This window comes from Glycomyces mayteni (genome assembly GCF_042428885.1).
In the GTDB taxonomy this organism is placed as follows: domain Bacteria; phylum Actinomycetota; class Actinomycetes; order Mycobacteriales; family Micromonosporaceae; genus Glycomyces; species Glycomyces mayteni.
The window spans coordinates 1,086,698-1,103,576 of sequence record NZ_JBHMBP010000004.1 but is presented as its reverse complement, the minus strand read 5'-3'; the positions used below and the strand labels follow the sequence as shown (position 1 = coordinate 1,103,576).

Here is a 16,879-nt window from a genome sequence, read left to right as displayed (position 1 = left end):
TTCCCTCCGACGTTCAGATCCCGGCCCGGTAGCGCAGGAGCGCCACCGCCCACACGGCCGCCGCCGCCCCGAGGGCCGCGAGCGTCCACAGCGGGCCGAACGGCGCCGCCGCCAGCGGCAGGGCCCCGAACAGCAGGCCCGCCGCGAGCAGGGCGCGCCGGGTCAGCGCCCCGAAGGGATGCAGTCCGAAGGCGCGCCACAGCTGCGCGAGTGGAACCAAATTATTGACCAGAACGGCCGCCGACCACGCGATCGCCGCGCCGACGACCCCCATCGCGGGAATCAACGCGAGGTTCAATCCGACATTGACGACGAGTGAAATCGAGACGTCGATGAGCTGCCACGAGGTCTTCCCCGCCATCGACAGCATCGAGTCCACCACCCCGCACGCCGCCCCTATCATCATCGCGGGCACCAGGATCCACACCACCAGGCGCGCCTCGTGGCTCGCGTACCCGCCGCCGAACAGCCGCAGGTACCAGTCCGCGAGCAGCCCCACTGCCAGGTACACCGGCCACGTCAGCGCCACGATCCACGCAGTGGACTCCTGGTACAGCGCCCGCGCCGAGGCGGGCTCCCCGGCGGCCATCGCCGCGGCCGCGCGCGGCTGCACCGACTGGCCCACCGCGCCCGAGGCCATCTGCCCGACGATCACGAACCGCGTCGCCACCGTGTACACCGCGGCCGCGCCGAGCCCCGCGAGCGCCGCGACCATGATGATGTCGAGGCGCTGCAAGCCCAGTTGCGCGACGCTCGCCGCCGCACGCGGCGCCGTGAACCCCCAGAACGCCCGCCCCGACACCCGGTCGGGGAACGCCCGGTCCACCGCGGCCCGGCGGTGTCGCCGCAGCAGGTACCAGCCCGCCGCCAGCGCCGCCGGCAGGTACGGCAGCACCCACGCGAACGTGATCCACTGCGCGGTCGCCGTGCCCGCCAAGGCGATCGCGCCCAGGCCCACGAGCTGCGCCACGGTCCGCCCGAGCTTGTCGATGACCACCGACGGGCCCATGAGCCGGTACCCGCGGGTCGCCGCGAGCAGCGCCTCCATCGCGACCGACGCGGGGATGAACACCGCGAGCAGCCGCACCAGGTCCGGGCTCGCGAACAGCGGCGCGGTCACCAGCAGCACCGCCGCGGCCGCGAACGACGCGACCGCCGCGGGCCACAGGCCCAGGCGCAGGACCGACCCGATGGCCGCGTCCCGCCCGTTCTTGTGCAGCCGCGCCACCCAGTACACGAGCCCCGTCGGCGTGCCCAGGCGCGCGAGCGCGCCCGCGAGCATGAACACCGAGGTCGCCGCGAAGAACGCGCCCGCCTCCGCGGGGGACAGCGCCACGGCCGCAAGCCACGTGACCGCCAGGCCCCCGAGCCCGGAGACCGCGGCCCCCACGAGGTTCGCCAGGCCCCCGCGCGCGGTCCCGCGCAGCTCCTCGCGCCCGGCGGCCTCCTGTTCCGCGACGGACGCGGTCAGCGCCGCCAACTCGGCACGCCCCCAAGCCATTCCGCGAGCCGCTCGTCGTAGGGCCCGTAATGCTCGGTCAGCAGCTCCCGCAACTCTGCGGACATCGGCGAGGGCCGCCCGCGCGCGTTGTGGCGGGCGAACGCGAAGTCCCCGATCCACGGCAGGCCCAGGAACCGCAGGACCCGCTCGAACGCGTCGTCGGGGCGCGTGAAGAACTCGCCCGAGTCGAGCACGAGCACCCGGTCCCGGCCGACCCGCTCGGCGAGCGGCTCAAGGAAGTCCGTGTACTGCCCGCGCGCGGTGTACGCGTGGTGCTGGTGGTCGAAGCTGTACAGCGACGGGTCGGCCTTGAGCCGCGCCTCCACGCCGTCGAGGCGCGAGGACTCGGCCTCCACGGCCTCCGCGAAGTCCGCGATCGGCTCGAACCCGCGCGCCACCTCGTGCGCGTGGTGCGACCAGGCCCGCTCGACCGGGTCGCGCACGAGGACGATCACCTTGACGCCGGGCAGGTCCCGGGCGAAGCGCTCCGCGGCCAGCGGGTGGTACAGGTAGTACGGGCTCGACTCGAACGCGACCGGCGCGAGGCCGGTCCGGTCGGCGACCCGGGCCGCCGCGCCCTGGGTCGGGAAGTGCCCGCGGTACCAGGCCGGGCCGCGCCGGTAGTTCGTGTCGAAGTAGTGGACGCCCTTGTGGAACACCGGCTTCAGGATCGCCGGGTGCTGGGCCAGGGCCCGGTACAGGGACGTGGTGCCGCAGCGCTGGCCGCCGCACACGAGCAGGCCCGGGAGCATCCGGGAGGAGGCCGTCAGGCGCCCGAAGGTGCGCGACGAGTGGCCGACGACGGCCTTCAACTGGGTCGGGATGCGCTCGCGCATGGTCCGCTGGCTCATGGTGCTTCCTCGCCGCTCAACAGGTTCCGTCGGTGGAGCCGGCCTGCGCGGTCCGCTGGCGGGCGATGTGGCGCAGGAGGGTCGGCAGGAGCCAGCGGCCCAGCGCCCCGAGCGCCGCGCCGGCGCGCTCGGCCTGGTCGCCCATGTAGCGGGCGGCGAGGTCCACGAGGTACAGCAGCGCGGTCGGCTCGGCCTCGCCGGGCGCGACGCCCATGGGCGCGAGGATCGCGGGCGCGTCGGCGACGAGCCCGAGCACGGCCGTGGTCGGGTCGGCGGCCTTGGTGACGATGTCGTCCTGGAGCCGGTAGTGCGCGGCGTCGAAGCCGTAGGGGACGCCGGTCTCGAACCGCTCCAGGTCCCACAGGTAGATCCGGTCGCCGGTCTCGCGCATGTTCCACGGGGCCCAGTCGCCGTGCCAGGCGCCGAAGGTCATCGACGTGGACGCGTACCGGTCGAGGAGGGTCTCCCCGGCGGTCTGGAGCGTGTCGGCGTCGGGTTCGCCGCGGTCGGTGAGGGCCTTGAGCCGCAGGCGCAGGCGCGCGGCGTAGTCGGACTCGCCGAGCGGGAAGCGGCCGGTGCCGCAGGCGTCGGCGAGCTCGCGCATGGCGGCGCTGCGGCGGCCGGGCCCGAGGTCGGCGGGGGCCTCCCACGCGGGGAGCGCGGAGGTGACCATGAGGTTGTGGCCGTTCCAGTTCCCCGAGTGGAGGAGCCGCGGCACTTGGAGCAGCCGCAGTTCGCAGAACTCGCTGAGGCGCTTGGTCGCGGCGGTCTCGGCGTCCACGAGCTCCCTGGTGAGCGCGTTGACGCCGAGCTTGGCGAACGCGACGGTGTTCGCGTCCCCGTCGAGGATCTGGAGCACCGGCTTGCGGTTCGCCCGCGCCGGTCCGATGTGGATGCTCAGGTGGACGTCGTGGCCGAGGACCGCCGCCAGGTGGTCGTCGATCCCCTCGGCCCCGCCGACCTTGACGCGGTGCGGCAGGAGCATCCGGTCCAGTCCCAGGCGCAGCGCCAGGACGGCGGCGTCGCGCTTGAGGCGGGCGCCGCGCGCGGCCGGGCGCGCGTACCGGGAGAGGGCCGCGGCGGCGACCTTCCGGTCGGCGGCCGGGATGAGCACGCGGGGCTTGCGCCGTCCGGGGACGACGATGTACGGGCGCGCGGGCGCGTCCGCGGCGGCGCCGCCGGGGTACAGCTGGTCGACGACCTCGGCGAGGTACGTGGCCCGCCGTCGCAGGTCGTCGGCGGTCTTCAGTGCTCGACTCATCGGTTCTCCGTCTCTGGGCCCTGGGCAGCGGGCGCGGTGGTTCTGTTGGCGGCGAGGAGGACGTAGCTGAGCAGGGTGAGCAGGAGCGGCGTCACGAGGGCGTTGTAGTAGAACATCGTCAGCAGCGAGAACCCGACGACGGCGCTCCCGGCGATCCCCACGGCGGAGTGGTCGGATCTGAAGCGCCACAGGACCGCGAGCGCGAACCCGAGGTAGGCGACGGTCCCGGCGACGCCGTGGGCGAACATGACCTGCCAGAGCTGGCCGTTGCCGCCGAGGGTCCGCCCGCCGCAGCGCGGGCACTCGGGGGTGGGGCCGACGGCGATCGACTCGCCGGACCCGAGGGTCTTGCGGGTGGACCCGAACCCGAGGACCGGCGAGTGCGCCATGACCAGTTCGGTCGCCCGCTCGGAGGAGAACGCGCGGCCCTCGTCGGAGTGGCCGTTGTCCATGCGCGCCTGCACCACGGTTCCGAGCGGCGTGAGCACGACGAGGAGCACGGCCGCGCATCCGGCGCCGCCGAGCGCGAGCATCCCGCCGGGCCTGCCGGACACCAGGAGCCGCAGCGCGGTGAACACCGCGACGGCCGCCAGGCCCAGCCACAGGCCGCGGTTCATCGAGTAGACCGCGGGTATGAGCGAGACCGTCAGGAGCACGACCGCCCCGACGCGCCACTTGGTCTTGACGGGCGCGCAGAACGCGGCGACGACGAACCAGACGGCGGTGATCGCGAAGTTGTTGCCCCAGGTATTCGTGTAGCCCCACGGGGCGGCCGGGCGCGGCGTCTCGTAGCCGAGGAAGTCCATGGTCTGCGCGGCCTGCGGGTGGACGAGGGACTGCACGAACCCGTCCTTCGCGACGGCCTTCGGCAGCAGGGCCTCGACCGGGGACGTGTACTCGAAGCCCCCGAAGAACGTGCCGAGCAGCCCGCCCGCGACGGTGACGGCGAACAGCCACGCGAGGAGCCGGATCAGGTGCTCGCGCCGGAGCTTCCCCTCGACGACGAGGTTGTACGCCCACAGCGCGATGAGGGTGCAGCAGCAGTAGAACCCGAACCGGTAGGTCGCGCCGGGCAGGCTCGACAGGAACGTCTCGGGGACGACCCCGGGCGGGTCCACGCCGAGGTTCGCGAGGCTGAGGACCACCGCGAGAAGGAACAGCAGCCACCACCCGAACGCGGGCGGCACGGCGATCGACTTGCGGCGCACCAGTTTCACGGCCGCGACGGCCGCGACGAACGGGATGGCGAGGACCCCGAGTCCCAGGGCCCACCACAGCGGGTAGGCCGCGAGGAGCCATGTCAGGGACGCGCCCTCGCGGCGCTCGTCCGGGCCGGGTCGGGTGCGGTCGGCCGTGCGGACGGCCGCGAGCAGCGTCATCGGGGCTCGGCGGCCGGGGCCGCCGACGGCACGGCCGGGATCACCTCGGTCGATGCGTCCTCTCCGGACTCCACGGGTTCGAGGGAGTCGGTCGGCGTCTCGTCGGCGGTCGGCGCGCGCCGCCCGGACAGCTCGCGGCGCGCGGTCGGCAGCGGCACGGTGTTCATCGGGCCGAGCACGGCCGGGAGCAGGACCGCGCCGAGCAGCGGCGTGTCGATCTGCCGCATGGCGACCGCGGCGGCGGCGGTCTCGCTGATGGCGTCCCGCTGGGACTGGACGGCGAGGATCACGGCGTCGGCGTGCCCGGCGAGGAGCTGCGCGTCGGCCGAGCACGACAGCGGCGGCGCGTCCACGACGACGAACCGGCCCGCCTCGGCGAGCTTCGCGAACGTCTCGGCGGCGGCCTCGCTGGTGGGCCCGGTGGCCCTGGCGGCGGCGCCGGGGCCGATGACCGAGAGGCTCGGCTGCCGCGGCGCGGCCTGCACGGTCTCGGACAGGTCGATCCGGCCTGACCACGCGTCGGCCAGGCCCGGGACCGGGTCGGTGCCGAACAGCTCGGGCAGGCCCACGGTGGTGCTCGGGTTCGCGGCCACGGCCGTGACGCGGTCGCCCGCGCGGGCCATGGCGGTGGCGAGGTTCGCGGCGACGACGCTCGCGGCCGGGCCGGGGGCGATCCCGGCGACGACGATGACGCGCTGGTCGTGCGTCAGCTGCGAGGCGACGATGTTGCGCAGCTGCGCGAACACGCGCCCCCCGGGGCTGTAGGCCCCGAAGACCTCGCGGCGCTGGAACTTCACGCCCGGCGGCACGGAGGCGACGACGTCGAGCTCGCACCGGTCGACCAGGTCGGCCGGGTAGGAGACCTTGCGGGCCAGGCGGTGCCGGGCCCACGCGAGCATGAGGCCCAGCGGCAGCCCGACCCCGAGGGCCGCGGCGAGGTTGAACATCGCCTTGGGGCTGATCGGGGTCTGCGGCAGCGACGCGGAGTTGATGACGCGTCCGGGCGTGACGGCCTCGGTCTGCGCCTGGAGCCCGGCGATCTCGGTCTCCAGCTCCCCGGCGCGGTTCTGGAGGTCCTCAAGGTCCGATTCGAGCCCGGCCCGGCCGCCGTCGCCGGAGTCCATGCCGTCGAGCCGGTCCTGGGCCTCGGCGATCTCGCCGCCGACGGTGTCGAGCTCGGTGTTCGCGGCGGCGATCTCGCGGTCGAGCGAAGCGGTGGCCCCGGCGAGGCGGTGCGCGAGGTACGCCTCGCTGAACGCGACGGAGCCCTCCTGCGCGGCCTGCGGGCTCCCGGCCTGGAAGCTGATCTCCAGGACCGCGGTGTTCGGCGGCACGGTCACCGACACGTGCGAGACGAGGTCGTCGGCCGGGTCGGCGCCGAGCGCCTCGGCGGCGGCGTCGGCGACCTCGGTGGACTTGACGAGCTGCGCCTCGGTGTCCAGGTTGACCTGTCCGGCGGTGCGCGCCCCCTGGACGGCGGTGTCGCCCTCGGTGGGGAGGACCAGGACCGCGGCCGTGGACTCGTACACCTCCGGGCTCAGCTCGGTGTAGGCGACGCCGGCGGCGAGCGCCGCGGCGACGGTGCCGATGACGAGCCACCAGGAGCGGCGGACGATGACGCCGTAATCGGCGAGCGTGCGGGCGGCAGGGGTCCTCAACGCGAAGCCCTTTCTCGTTCTAGGGATCTCGAATGAGTAACGAGCGATGTGTCCGTTAGGTGACGGGCGGGCGGCGCGGCGCGCGCGACGGGGGTTGTGTTTGCGAGAGGTGACGAGTAGAAAGCAATTTGTTCGCTAATATGGTGATTCGCAATATTGAGTCCGGATCACATTGGACGGAAGAAGGTGGACCATGGGCGGCTCCGACTCGCGGCAGCGACTTCCGCTCGCGACAGGCCGGGGCATCGTGACCGTCCTCGCGGTCCTCCCGCTGGTCCTGGCGGGTTTCGTCATCGGCTACGGCGTCGGCTCGGGCGACGGCCGCTTCGGCGAGCCGCTGCGCGAGGCGTGGGAGGGCGGGCAGGGCACGGTCGACCACCGGCCCCTCGCGGCGTCCTTCACCGCCACGGGCGTCGAGGGCCGCGCGCCCCAGGCGCCGTCGGTGCTCCCCGTCGGGTACTCCGACGACCTCGGCATCGCCGTCGCGCACCTCCAGTTCGCCGTGGACGAGACCACCGTGCGCCCCGACCACACCGCCGAGCTGCGCCTGCCCGTCGCCGTCCCGCCGGACTCGGAGGGCATGACCGTCGAGGTCGCCTCCGTCCACCCGGTGAGCTGCCTGTGCTCCCTGACGGCCGCGACCGCGCCGCCCTACGGCACGGTCTGGGACGCCGTCGAGGTGAACGCCTCCACCACCGAGATCGTCTTCGACGTCACCGGCGCGATCAACGCGCCCGGCCGCTACGGCTTCGCGATCACCAGCCCCGACCGCAAGGCGTACCTGGAACTCGAAGGCGCCGAGTACAACACGGGCCCGGCCCTGCGCACGGTCTCCGAACCGGACGCACCGACCGGCCCGCTCCCGCCGACGGCCCCGGCCCCGACCGGCCCGGGCGCCGCGACCTCGGCGCCGCCGATCGCGCCCTCGACCGCGCCCTCGGCGGGGCCGTCGGACACGCCGTCCGAGTCCCCGTCGGCCTCGGCCTCCGAGTCGCCGTCCGCTTCGGAGCCCCCGTCGACCGGGACGGTCCCGACCGCGCCGCTGGACCCGGTCGGCTCGGCGGACCCGACCGCCGTCCCCGGGATGCCCGCCGCCGACCCGACTGAGCCGCTCCCGGAGTCCGGGCAGTCGGAGGACCAGTTGAGCACCTGCTCGACGGGGCCGAAGCTGGTGCCGACGTGCGGCGCGCTCGTGGGGGTCGCGCCCGCGGCGCACACCAGCCGCGTCAAGGAGGACGAGCTGCTCGCCTTCGAGGAGCGCGTGCAGCACACGCAGCAGATCTACCACGCCTACGAGCGCGGGGACGACCGCCTGTTCCCGACCGACGCGCAGATCGCGCTCACCCAGGACCCCGAGAAGCCGCGCACGCTGTTCATCAACTGGAAGCCGCGCATGGCCTCCTGGGCCGAGATCGCCGCGGGCGACCCCGAGACCGACGCGTACCTGGACCGGCTCGCCGAGCACATCACCGCGAACTTCGACAAGCCGTTCTTCTTCACCGTCCACCACGAGCCCGAGAACGACGTGGTCCAGAAGGCGGGCTCGGGCATGGAGGCCGCGGACTACGCGGCGATGTTCCGGTACGTCGTGGAGCGGCTGCGCGCGCACGGCGTCGACAACCTCGTCACCGTCATGAACTACATGGGCTACCTCAAGTGGGTCGAGAAGCCCTGGCACGACCAGCTGTACCCGGGGGACGACGTGGTCGACTGGATCGGCCTGTCGGGCTACGGCCAGTCCCTCCACGACGACGGGCGCTCCGACTTCGGGGAGATCGTCGACCAGACGAAGGGCGACACGGCGTGGCCCGGGTTCTACCACTGGATCGCGAAGGAGCACCCGGCCAAGCCGATGATGCTCGCCGAATGGGGCGTGTTCCACGAGGAGGACTACCCCGACCACCAGACCGCGGTCTTCCAGGCCGCGCGGTACCAGATGGCGCACTACCCGCGCCTGAAGGCCATCGTCTACTTCGAGACGCCCGCGGACTCCAACGGCGGCAGGAACTCCGAGATCCACCTCGACGACGGCGCCCTGGAGGCGTTCCGCGACCTGATGCGCTCGCCGTACTTCGACGTGCGCCTGGAGTGAGGCTCAGTCCGCCCCGGCGGCGGGCGCCTTCGGGTGCCGCTTGTACGGCGACACGTACCGGTCGCCCGCGATCCAGAACCGCCAGGGCGCGTCCGCGGCCTTCGTGATCCCGGTCCGCGGGCCCGCGAGCACCGCCGCGGCCGCGCCCGGACTGACGGCGCCGACCATGTCGCGGCCGTCGTCGCCCCGGTCCCAGCCCATCGCCTGCGCCAGGCGCGCGGGCCCGCGCGCCAGGTCCCTTTCGGCGACGTTCTCGCCGCGCCGCCCCTGCGCGAGCGGCGCGCCCTCGACGACCTCGCCGGCGCGCAGCAGCACCGCCGCGCCCGCCCCGTCCGCGCCGCACACCAGGTTCGCGCAGAAGTGCATGCCGTACGTGAAGTACACGTACAGGAACCCCGCGGGCCCGAACATGACGCGGGTCCGGGCCGTGGGCCCGCGGAAGGAGTGCGAGGCCGGGTCGTCCTCGCGGTACGCCTCGACCTCCGTCAGCCGCACGGACACGCCGTTCGCGGTCACGGTGCAGCCCAGCAGCTCCGGGGCCACGACGACCGAGTCCCGGGCGAAGAACGACCGGTCCAGCGGGGCGCTCACGCGCACCCGGTGGGCGCGTCCTCGGCGGCCGGGACCTTCTCGGCGATCACCGTCGAGAGGTCGTTCAGGACGTCCACGGGCTGCTCGTGCTCGGCGGGCACCTCGACGGCGACCGGGACCTGCCGGTCCAAGGTCGTCCACTGCCCGCCGGTCTCGTCGGAGTACCAGCAGACGCCGTTGAGCTTGTAGACCGCGTCGGTGTCGGCGACCTCCACGGGCGCGGCCCCGCAGGTCGCGACGACCGCCGGGTCGCCGTACGCGAGGACCGACTCCGCGGCGCGCTCGCCGCCCTCGACGGGCCGCGCGTCCAGGCCGCCCGCCGCCTCAGGCGCGGTCGCCGTCAGGGCGAGGCAGATCACGGCGTCGTCCCCGGTCAGCTCGGGCGCGGCCACCGTCACCGGCGACAGGTCCGCCTGCACCAGGTCGGAGTGCTCCTCGGCCACGGGCGCCATCGCGTTGTAGATGAGCACCCCCGCCACGGCAGCCACCGGCACCGCCACCACGGTCGCGATGACCGCGGGAAGCCTCTTGTCGCCCACCGGGCGCCCCCTCAGAACTTGAGGATCGAACACGTCAGCGTGCGGGTTATGCCCGCCACCTTCTGGACTCTACCGACCACCGCGTGCCCCAGCGGATCGCCGGAGGACGCCTCGGTGAGCACGACCACGTCGTACGGGCCGGTCACGGTGTCGACGCGGACCACCCCGTCGATCCCGGACACGGCCTCGGTCACCGACTCGGCCATGCCGACCTCGGTCTGGATGAGCATGTACGCCTGCACCATCGTCGGGCCACCTCCCCGTGACCGGCGAAGCGCGGTGGCCCGGACCCGACACGGGCGGGCCTGACCGCATCCCGTTCGCCGTTGAGCGAAGATTACCGAGTGATCCACCGACCTTCAAGCGACCGAGGAATGGGGCGACCGTGAGCGAGACCGTCGCAGAGGTCGGCGAATTCCGCCTCATCGAGCGATTCACCCGCCATTTCGGCACCACCGACGCGGTCCTCCTCGGCCCCGGCGACGACGCCGCCGTGGTCGCCGCCCCCGACGCCCGCGTCGTCGCCTGCACCGACATGCTCGTGGAGGGCAACCACTTCCGCCGCGACTGGTGCTCCGCGGCCGACGTCGGCCACAAGGCCGCCGCCGTCAACCTCGCCGACATCGCCGCCATGGGCGCCCGGCCCACCGCGCTCCTCGCCGCGGTCTGCGCCCCCCAGGACACGCCCGCCGAATGGCTCGAAGGGCTCGCCTCCGGCCTCGCCGACGAGGCCGCCGCCGTCGCCGCCGCCGTCGTCGGCGGCGACACCACCCGCGGCGACCAGCTCACCATCACCGTCACCGCCCTCGGCGACCTCGAAGGCCGCGCCCCGGTCACCCGCTCGGGCGCCCGCCCCGGCGACGTCATCGCGCTGGCGGGGAAGATCGGCTGGGCCGCGGGCGGCCTCAACGTGCTCTCCCGCGGCTTCCGCTCCCCGGGCGCGCTCGTCGGCGCCTACCGGCGGCCCCAGCCGCCGTACGCCGCGGCGCGCGACGCGGCCCTCATGGGCGTCAACGCCATGATCGACGTCTCGGACGGCCTCCTCGCCGACCTCGGCCACATCGCGACCGCCTCCGGCGTCGCCATCGACGTCGACACCAGTGCGCTCCCGATACCCGAGCCGATGCGCAACGCCGCCGAAGCCCTCGGCTCCGACGCCCGCCGCTGGCTCCTCACCGGCGGCGAGGACCACGCCCTCGCCGCGGCCTTCCCCGCCGACGTCCTCCTCCCCGAAGGCTGGCGACGCATCGGCGCCGTCGCCGACGGCGGCGGCGTCACGGTCGACGGCCGCAAATGGTCCGGCCCCACCGGCTGGGACCACTTCTCGGGCGCCTAGGGACCTGCCCACCCTCCTTGGGTGGGCAGGTCCCAACCTCCCGCCCGGGTGCGACGAAAACGCCCGGGCCGGGGCCCGGGCGTAGCGAGGATCACGCAGTCCCCGGATACGACAAAGCGCCGCCGGGGCCGAGCCCCGGCGGCGTAAGTCTCTGCGGCGTCAGCCCTTAGCGGGTGACCTTGCCGGCCTTGATGCACGAGGTGCAGACCTTGGCGCGGCGCTTGTTGTCGCCGGAGCCAGTCGCGATGCGGATGGTCTGCAGGTTCGGGTTCCAACGACGACGGGTCTTCTTGTGGGACCACGGGACGTTGTTGCCGAAGCCCGGGCGCTTGGCACAGACTTCACACACGCTCGACATAATCCATAACTCCTGCTTGACGTTCATTTCGGCCCGCCTGAGGGCGGGCAACCCGGCAATTCTAACGGACCGTGCGAGGCCCCTGCCATCCAGGTCAGGGGACCTGCGCCACAGCCGCGGACGCGCGTCCTTCCAGGACGCCGCTTCACTGCTCTGTACTGTGGCGGCTGCCGCGGTCCGCTACCGTCGGTGACTCTAGGATGGGCGGTAATCCCGTAGGCTGGCCGCATACAGATGATGTGCCGATGCCCATAGCTTCTTTGGTGAGTCGAACATGAGCAACACCCCGCAGCAGCCTGCCGACGGATGGCAGTCCCCGCAACAGCCCCCGGTGTACCGCCCCAACGAGCAGCCGCCGGAGGAACCGCCGCCGTGGTCGCCCGAGAGCCAGCGGATGTCGGGGATGAGCCAGCAGCAGCCGGGTCCTGTCGAGGCCGACGGGACCGTCAAGTACGTCGGCGGCCCCGGCCAGCCCTCCCAGCCCCCGTTCGGCCCGCCCCCCGGCGTCCCCATCTCCCCCTTCGACCAGCCGGCCCAGTCCCCCCAGCAGATGCCGGCCGCGGACCCGTTCGGCGGCGGCGGGGGAATGCCCGTCTCCGGCATGCCGGTCTCCGGGATGCCGCCGGTGTCCTCGATCCCCGCTTCCGGGATGCCCGTCTCCTCGCCCGCCGGCCAGTACGGGCAGCAGCCTCCTTACGGCCAGCAGCCGCCGTTCGGCGGCGGCCAGTTCGGACCGCAGGGCGGCCAGCTCGTCCCCGTGTCCGGCGGCGGTGGAGCGCAGCCCTGGGGCGCGCCCGACACGATCCAGCGCAAGAACAAGAAGGGCAAGGGCCCGATGTGGCTCCTGCTCATCGGGATCGTCGTCATCGCGGCGGCGCTCGGCGTCGGCGGGTTCATCCTCTTCAACCCCGGCGGCGGCACTCCCGACGGCGACAACACCGGGACGATCGAGTCGCCCGCACCCGAGGCGGAGCCGGTGCTCATCGCCGGTCCCGGGACGCTCAAGTTCCTCGCCAGCGGCGCGGCGGCCTCGTGGGCCGCGGCCTCCGAGCCGCCCGGGCTGTTCAGCGACGCGGCGGGTGTCGCGGCGGAGGACGGCAGCGGCAGCGCCTATGTCGGCGTGCTCGACGCGGGCCAGGTCGGCGGCGCCGACGCTGCGCTCGCCGACGCGGACACCGCGTTCGTCGCGCTCCTCGGCGAGCAGTTGGGCGCACCCGACGGCGAGGTCTCGTCCCAGGTCTACTGGGTCGACGGCCGCGACGCGCGGTTCCACACCTACACGTCGGGCGACCTCACGGTCTTCGCGGCGATCGTCCAGGTCGACGGCGGTTTCGAGGCCTTCACCGGCACCGCGACCGGCGACGCGGCCGAAGCCGTCGAAGCCGCGAACCTCTCCCTGCGCTTCGGCGAACTCTGAGCAGGCCCTCCGGGGCGGCATGCGCTTCCGCATGCCGCCCCGGAGGCGTATCCTCATGGCCCGTGGTGGAAATCCCTGAGACCGGACGCCAGGCCCTCGACGCGGAGCTCATGCGCGAGTGGGCCGCGCGCGGCATCGACACGCTCACGCGGCACCGGCGCGGAGTGGACGAGCTGAACGTGTACCCCGTGGCCGACTCGGACACGGCGACGAACATGGTCGCGACCCTCCAGGCCGCCTTCCAGGGCGGCACGCCAGGGCTCGGGCTCGAAGCGCTCCTGGACGAGGCCGCCGGGCGGGCGCTGCTGTCGGCCCGCGGGAACTCCGGGGTGATCCTCGCGCAGATGCTCCGCGGCCTCGCCGACGCCTGGAACGCCGACACCGTGGACGCCAAGGGCTTCGCCGCCGGACTCAGGTCCGCGACCGACGCCGCCACCGGGGCCGTCGCCGTGCCGCAGGCCGGGACGATCCTCACCGTCGCCGAATCCGCGGCGTCCGCCGCCGCGAAGGCCGCGCCGTTCGGGCTCGTGTCCGCCTCCCGCGCCGCCGCCGAGGCCGCCGCCGAAGCGGTCGCCGCGACCCCCGGGCAGCTGCCCGCGCTGGCCCGCGCCGGGGTTGTGGACGCCGGGGGCCTCGCGCTCGCGCTGCTGCTCGAAGCGCTCGTGGAGACCCTCACCGGGTCCCGCCCCACGGGAGCGCTGGACCTCCTCGAACGCCACCGCGTGCGCGCGGTCGAGGAGACCGAGCAGGTCCCGCGCGAGACCGGCTCGGAGGTCTACGGCTACGAGGTCCAGTACCTCCTCGAAGCGAACGCGGGCGCCGCCTCCGAACTGCGCCACCGCCTCACCGACCTCGGCGACTCCGTGGTCATCATCGGCTCCCGGGCCGCCCGGGACGTCACCACGTTCAACGTCCACGTGCACGTCAACGACATCGGCGCGGCCATCGAGGCCGGGATCGAGCGCGGCCGCGTCCACCGGATCTCCGTGACCCGCTTCGACGACACCGCGACCGTGCACGCCGCCGAGTCCCACGCGGACGCCCGCATGCACGCCGCCCCCGCCCGCCGCCCGGCCCACGTGACCGGGATCGAGGCGCCGACGCGGGCTCTCATCGTGGTCACCGAGGCCGCCGGGCTCCGCGAGTTCCTTGCGGGCGAAGGCTGCCGCACCGCGACCGCCGCCACCGTCGGGGCCGAACTCGCCGCCGCGCTCGCCGACGGCGCCGACGGCGCCGTCGTGATCTCCGACACCGAGGCGGCCGCGGACGCCGCGGACCGCGCCGTCGCGGCCCCCCGCGGCGACGGCCGCCGCACCGCCGCGATCATGGCCCCCACCCCCGTGCAGGCCGTCGCCGCCGTCGCCATCCACGACCCCGAGCGGCCGTTCGACGACGACGTGGCCGCCATGGCCGAGACGATCGAGGCCTGCCGTACCGGCGAGGTCCGCCGGGCCCCCGGCGGGTTCACCGCGGCCGTCCGCGGACAGGACCCGGCGTCCTTCGCCGACGCCGCCGAAGCCGCCCGCGACCTCGCCGACCGGCTCTGCGCCGAAGGGGCCGAACTCCTCACGGTCCTGCCCGGCGCCGGGTCGGACCCGGAAACTGTCACAGCCTTGAGTCATCATGTGCGCGAGGCGTGGCCGACCGTGGAGATCCAGGAGTTGCCCGCCGCAGACACTGAGCCGCTGCTGCTGATCGGAGCCGAATGACCGTGGGGCTGGAGACCCGACTGCGCGAGGTCCTGGGCAAGAAGACCGCCGATGCCCTCGCCGACGGACTGGGACTCGACACCGCCGGGGACCTCCTCGGGCACTACCCGTTCCGCTACGCCCAGCGCGGCGAGCGCACCGACCTCGCCTCGCTCGGCATCGGCGACGACGTCACCGTCGCCGCGCAGGTGCGCGCCGCCGTCAAGAAGACGTTCACGCCCCGCTCCGGCAAGGGCCGCGGGCGCGGCGGCCGCGGGGACCTCCTCGAAGTGGTCGTCGCCGACGAAGCGGGGCGCTCGCTCACCCTCACGTTCTTCAACCAGGGCTGGCGCGCGAAGGAGCTCGTCGCCGGACGCTGGGGCCTGTTCGCGGGCAAGGTGGCCCAGTTCCGCGGCCGCCTCCAGCTCAACTCCCCGCAGTACCAGCTCCTCGCCGAGGACGCCGACGACCCGGGAAGCGCCATCGAGGAGTTCGCCGGGACGCTCATCCCCGTCTACCCGGCCACCGCCGAACTCCCCACCTGGAACATCGCCAAGGCCGTCCACACCGTCCTCGGCCTCGTCCCCAGCCCGCCCGACCCCCTCCCGGCGCCCCTGCGCGAGCGCCTCGGCCTCCTCGACTACGGGACCGCGCTGCGCCAGATCCACCGCCCCGACTCCCACGAGTTCCTCGGCGCCGCCAAGAAGCGCCTCAAATGGCAAGAGGCCCTGGTCATGCAGACCGTCCTCGTGCGCCGCAAAGCCGAGTCCGCGGGCGAGGCCGCCGACCCGTACCCCGAAGGCGGCGCGATCCTCGACGCGTTCGACGCGCGCCTGCCCTTCGACCTCACCGCCGGGCAGCGCCAGGTCGGCGCCGAGATCGCCGCCGAACTCGCCCGCGAGCACCCCATGCACCGCCTCCTCCAAGGCGACGTCGGCTCCGGCAAGACCCTCGTCGCCCTGCGCGCCATGCTCCAGGTCGTCGCCCACGGCGGCCAGGCCGCGCTCCTCGCCCCCACCGAGGTCCTCGCCGCCCAGCACCACCGGTCCATCGCCGAGATGCTCGGCGACCTCGCCGAAGGCGGCCAGCTCGGCGCCCCTGCCGAAGCCACCCGCGTCGAACTCCTCACCGGCTCGGCCACGGCCGCCCAGCGCCGCCCCGTCCTCGACGCCGTCAAGACCGGCGCCGCCGGGATCGTCATCGGCACCCACGCGCTCCTCTACGACGGCGTCGAGTTCGCCAACCTCGGCCTCGTCGTCGTCGACGAGCAGCACCGCTTCGGCGTCGAGCAGCGCGACGCCCTGCGCGCCAAGGCCAAGCACACCCCGCACACGCTCGTCATGACCGCCACCCCCATCCCGCGCACCGTCGCCATGACCGTCTACGGCGACCTGGAGACCAGCCGCCTCACCGAGCTCCCCGCGGGCCGCAGCCCCATCGCCACCCACGTCGTGCCCTACGGCGACGGCCGCTGGATGCAGCGCACCTGGACGCGCATCCGCGAAGAGGTCGCCGCCGGACGCCAGGCCTACGTCGTCTGCCCCCGCGTCGGCGGCGACGACGCCGAGGACCCGAACGTGGGGGACAAGCGCCCGCCGCTCGCCGTCACCGACATCATCGAGGAACTGTGCGGCAACCAGCTCCACGGCCTGCGCCTGGGCCTCCTCCACGGCCGCCTCGACGCCGACGAGAAGGACCGCGTCATGCGCGCCTACGCCGCCGGCGACATCGACGTCCTCGTCGCCACCACCGTCATCGAGGTCGGCGTCAACGTCCCCAACGCCACCGCCATGGTCGTCCTCGACGCCGAGCGCTTCGGCATCTCCCAGCTCCACCAGCTCCGCGGCCGCGTCGGCCGCGGCACCCACGCCGGGCTGTGCCTCCTCGTCTCCGAGGCCATGGAGGGCACGCCCTCCCGCGAGCGCCTCGATGCCGTCGCCTCGACCACCGACGGCTTCGCGCTGGCCGAGCTCGACCTGGAGCAGCGCCGCGAGGGCGACGTCCTCGGCGCGGCCCAGTCCGGCATGAAGTCGCACGTGAAGCTCTTGTCGCTGCTGAAGGACGTCGACATCATCGCCGCGTCCCGCACTGAGGCCGCCGCGCTCGTCGACGCCGACCCGGAGCTCAAGCGCTTCCCCGAGTTCGCCGCCCTCGTGGACGACCTCGCGGCCGACCGGGGCGAGTTCCTGGAGAAGGGCTGACGGCGCG

The 16,879-nt window shown here is 73.9% G+C and carries 14 protein-coding genes; 5 read left to right on the top strand and 9 right to left on the bottom strand.

Features of this window, described 5'->3' with window-relative positions; translation table 11 throughout:
• Positions 1-13 precede the first annotated feature (13 nt).
• From ACFFXY_RS20365 to ACFFXY_RS20345, 5 genes are read right to left on the bottom strand one after another with little or no spacing between them, the layout of a single operon-like run.
• Positions 14-1,501: an MATE family efflux transporter gene (locus ACFFXY_RS20365; RefSeq protein WP_382354795.1), complete on the bottom strand. Its 1,488-nt coding sequence runs from the start codon at positions 1,499-1,501 to the stop codon at positions 14-16.
• Positions 1,468-2,352 carry a sulfotransferase family protein gene (locus ACFFXY_RS20360; RefSeq protein WP_382354792.1) on the bottom strand — a complete coding sequence of 295 codons (885 nt, stop codon included), beginning with the start codon at positions 2,350-2,352 and terminating at the stop codon, positions 1,468-1,470. Before ACFFXY_RS20360 ends, ACFFXY_RS20365 begins: the two co-directional genes overlap by 34 nt.
• 16 nt (positions 2,353-2,368) lie before the next feature.
• A complete protein-coding gene (locus ACFFXY_RS20355; protein WP_382354789.1) occupies positions 2,369-3,613 on the bottom strand; it encodes a hypothetical protein in 1,245 nt (414 codons plus the stop codon).
• The gene (locus ACFFXY_RS20350) at positions 3,610-4,992 is read right to left on the bottom strand and encodes an O-antigen ligase family protein (protein WP_382354786.1); all 1,383 of its coding nucleotides are present in this window, start codon (positions 4,990-4,992) and stop codon (positions 3,610-3,612) included. The genes ACFFXY_RS20355 and ACFFXY_RS20350 overlap by 4 nt, the downstream gene beginning before the upstream one ends.
• A complete protein-coding gene (locus ACFFXY_RS20345) occupies positions 4,989-6,650 on the bottom strand; it encodes a Wzz/FepE/Etk N-terminal domain-containing protein (protein WP_382354784.1) in 1,662 nt (553 codons plus the stop codon). The genes ACFFXY_RS20350 and ACFFXY_RS20345 overlap by 4 nt, the downstream gene beginning before the upstream one ends.
• Before the next feature lie 193 nt (positions 6,651-6,843).
• Between ACFFXY_RS20345 and ACFFXY_RS20340 the strand changes: the two genes are divergently transcribed.
• On the top strand, positions 6,844-8,742 hold the full coding sequence (locus ACFFXY_RS20340) for a glycosyl hydrolase (RefSeq protein ID WP_382354781.1): 1,899 nt from the start codon (positions 6,844-6,846) through the stop codon (positions 8,740-8,742).
• Positions 8,743-8,745: 3 nt separating this feature from the next.
• On the opposite strand, the gene ACFFXY_RS20335 is transcribed toward ACFFXY_RS20340, so the two are convergent.
• The 3 genes from ACFFXY_RS20335 to ACFFXY_RS20325 are packed head-to-tail and all read right to left on the bottom strand — an operon-like array spanning position 8,746 to position 10,117.
• Positions 8,746-9,333 (bottom strand): DNA-3-methyladenine glycosylase, encoded by a 588-nt coding sequence (locus tag ACFFXY_RS20335; protein ID WP_382354778.1) that lies wholly within the window; start codon positions 9,331-9,333, stop codon positions 8,746-8,748.
• Positions 9,330-9,872, bottom strand: a complete 543-nt coding sequence (locus tag ACFFXY_RS20330; protein ID WP_382354775.1) for a DUF3515 family protein — start codon at positions 9,870-9,872, stop codon at positions 9,330-9,332. The genes ACFFXY_RS20335 and ACFFXY_RS20330 overlap by 4 nt, the downstream gene beginning before the upstream one ends.
• An 11-nt stretch (positions 9,873-9,883) precedes the next feature.
• Positions 9,884-10,117 carry an Lrp/AsnC ligand binding domain-containing protein gene (locus ACFFXY_RS20325; protein WP_382354772.1) on the bottom strand — a complete coding sequence of 78 codons (234 nt, stop codon included), beginning with the start codon at positions 10,115-10,117 and terminating at the stop codon, positions 9,884-9,886.
• Between the two features lie 140 nt (positions 10,118-10,257).
• Here ACFFXY_RS20325 and ACFFXY_RS20320 point away from each other — a divergent pair, with 140 nt between their 5' ends.
• Positions 10,258-11,208 carry a thiamine-phosphate kinase gene (locus ACFFXY_RS20320; RefSeq protein ID WP_382354769.1) on the top strand — a complete coding sequence of 317 codons (951 nt, stop codon included), beginning with the start codon at positions 10,258-10,260 and terminating at the stop codon, positions 11,206-11,208.
• Positions 11,209-11,374: 166 nt separating this feature from the next.
• Here the strand turns inward: ACFFXY_RS20320 and rpmB are convergent, their stop codons facing one another.
• Positions 11,375-11,566 carry a 50S ribosomal protein L28 gene (gene rpmB, locus ACFFXY_RS20315; protein ID WP_030157716.1) on the bottom strand — a complete coding sequence of 64 codons (192 nt, stop codon included), beginning with the start codon at positions 11,564-11,566 and terminating at the stop codon, positions 11,375-11,377.
• A 274-nt stretch (positions 11,567-11,840) separates the two neighbouring features.
• Here rpmB and ACFFXY_RS20310 point away from each other — a divergent pair, with 274 nt between their 5' ends.
• From ACFFXY_RS20310 to recG, 3 genes are all read left to right on the top strand, one after another.
• Positions 11,841-12,983 (top strand): hypothetical protein, encoded by a 1,143-nt coding sequence (locus ACFFXY_RS20310; RefSeq protein ID WP_382354766.1) that lies wholly within the window; start codon positions 11,841-11,843, stop codon positions 12,981-12,983.
• 62 nt (positions 12,984-13,045) lie between these two features.
• Complete coding sequence (locus tag ACFFXY_RS20305) at positions 13,046-14,692, top strand: DAK2 domain-containing protein (protein WP_382354763.1); 1,647 nt, start codon at positions 13,046-13,048, stop codon at positions 14,690-14,692.
• Positions 14,689-16,872 carry an ATP-dependent DNA helicase RecG gene (gene recG, locus ACFFXY_RS20300; protein WP_382354760.1) on the top strand — a complete coding sequence of 728 codons (2,184 nt, stop codon included), beginning with the start codon at positions 14,689-14,691 and terminating at the stop codon, positions 16,870-16,872. The genes ACFFXY_RS20305 and recG overlap by 4 nt, the downstream gene beginning before the upstream one ends.
• Positions 16,873-16,879 lie beyond the last annotated feature (7 nt).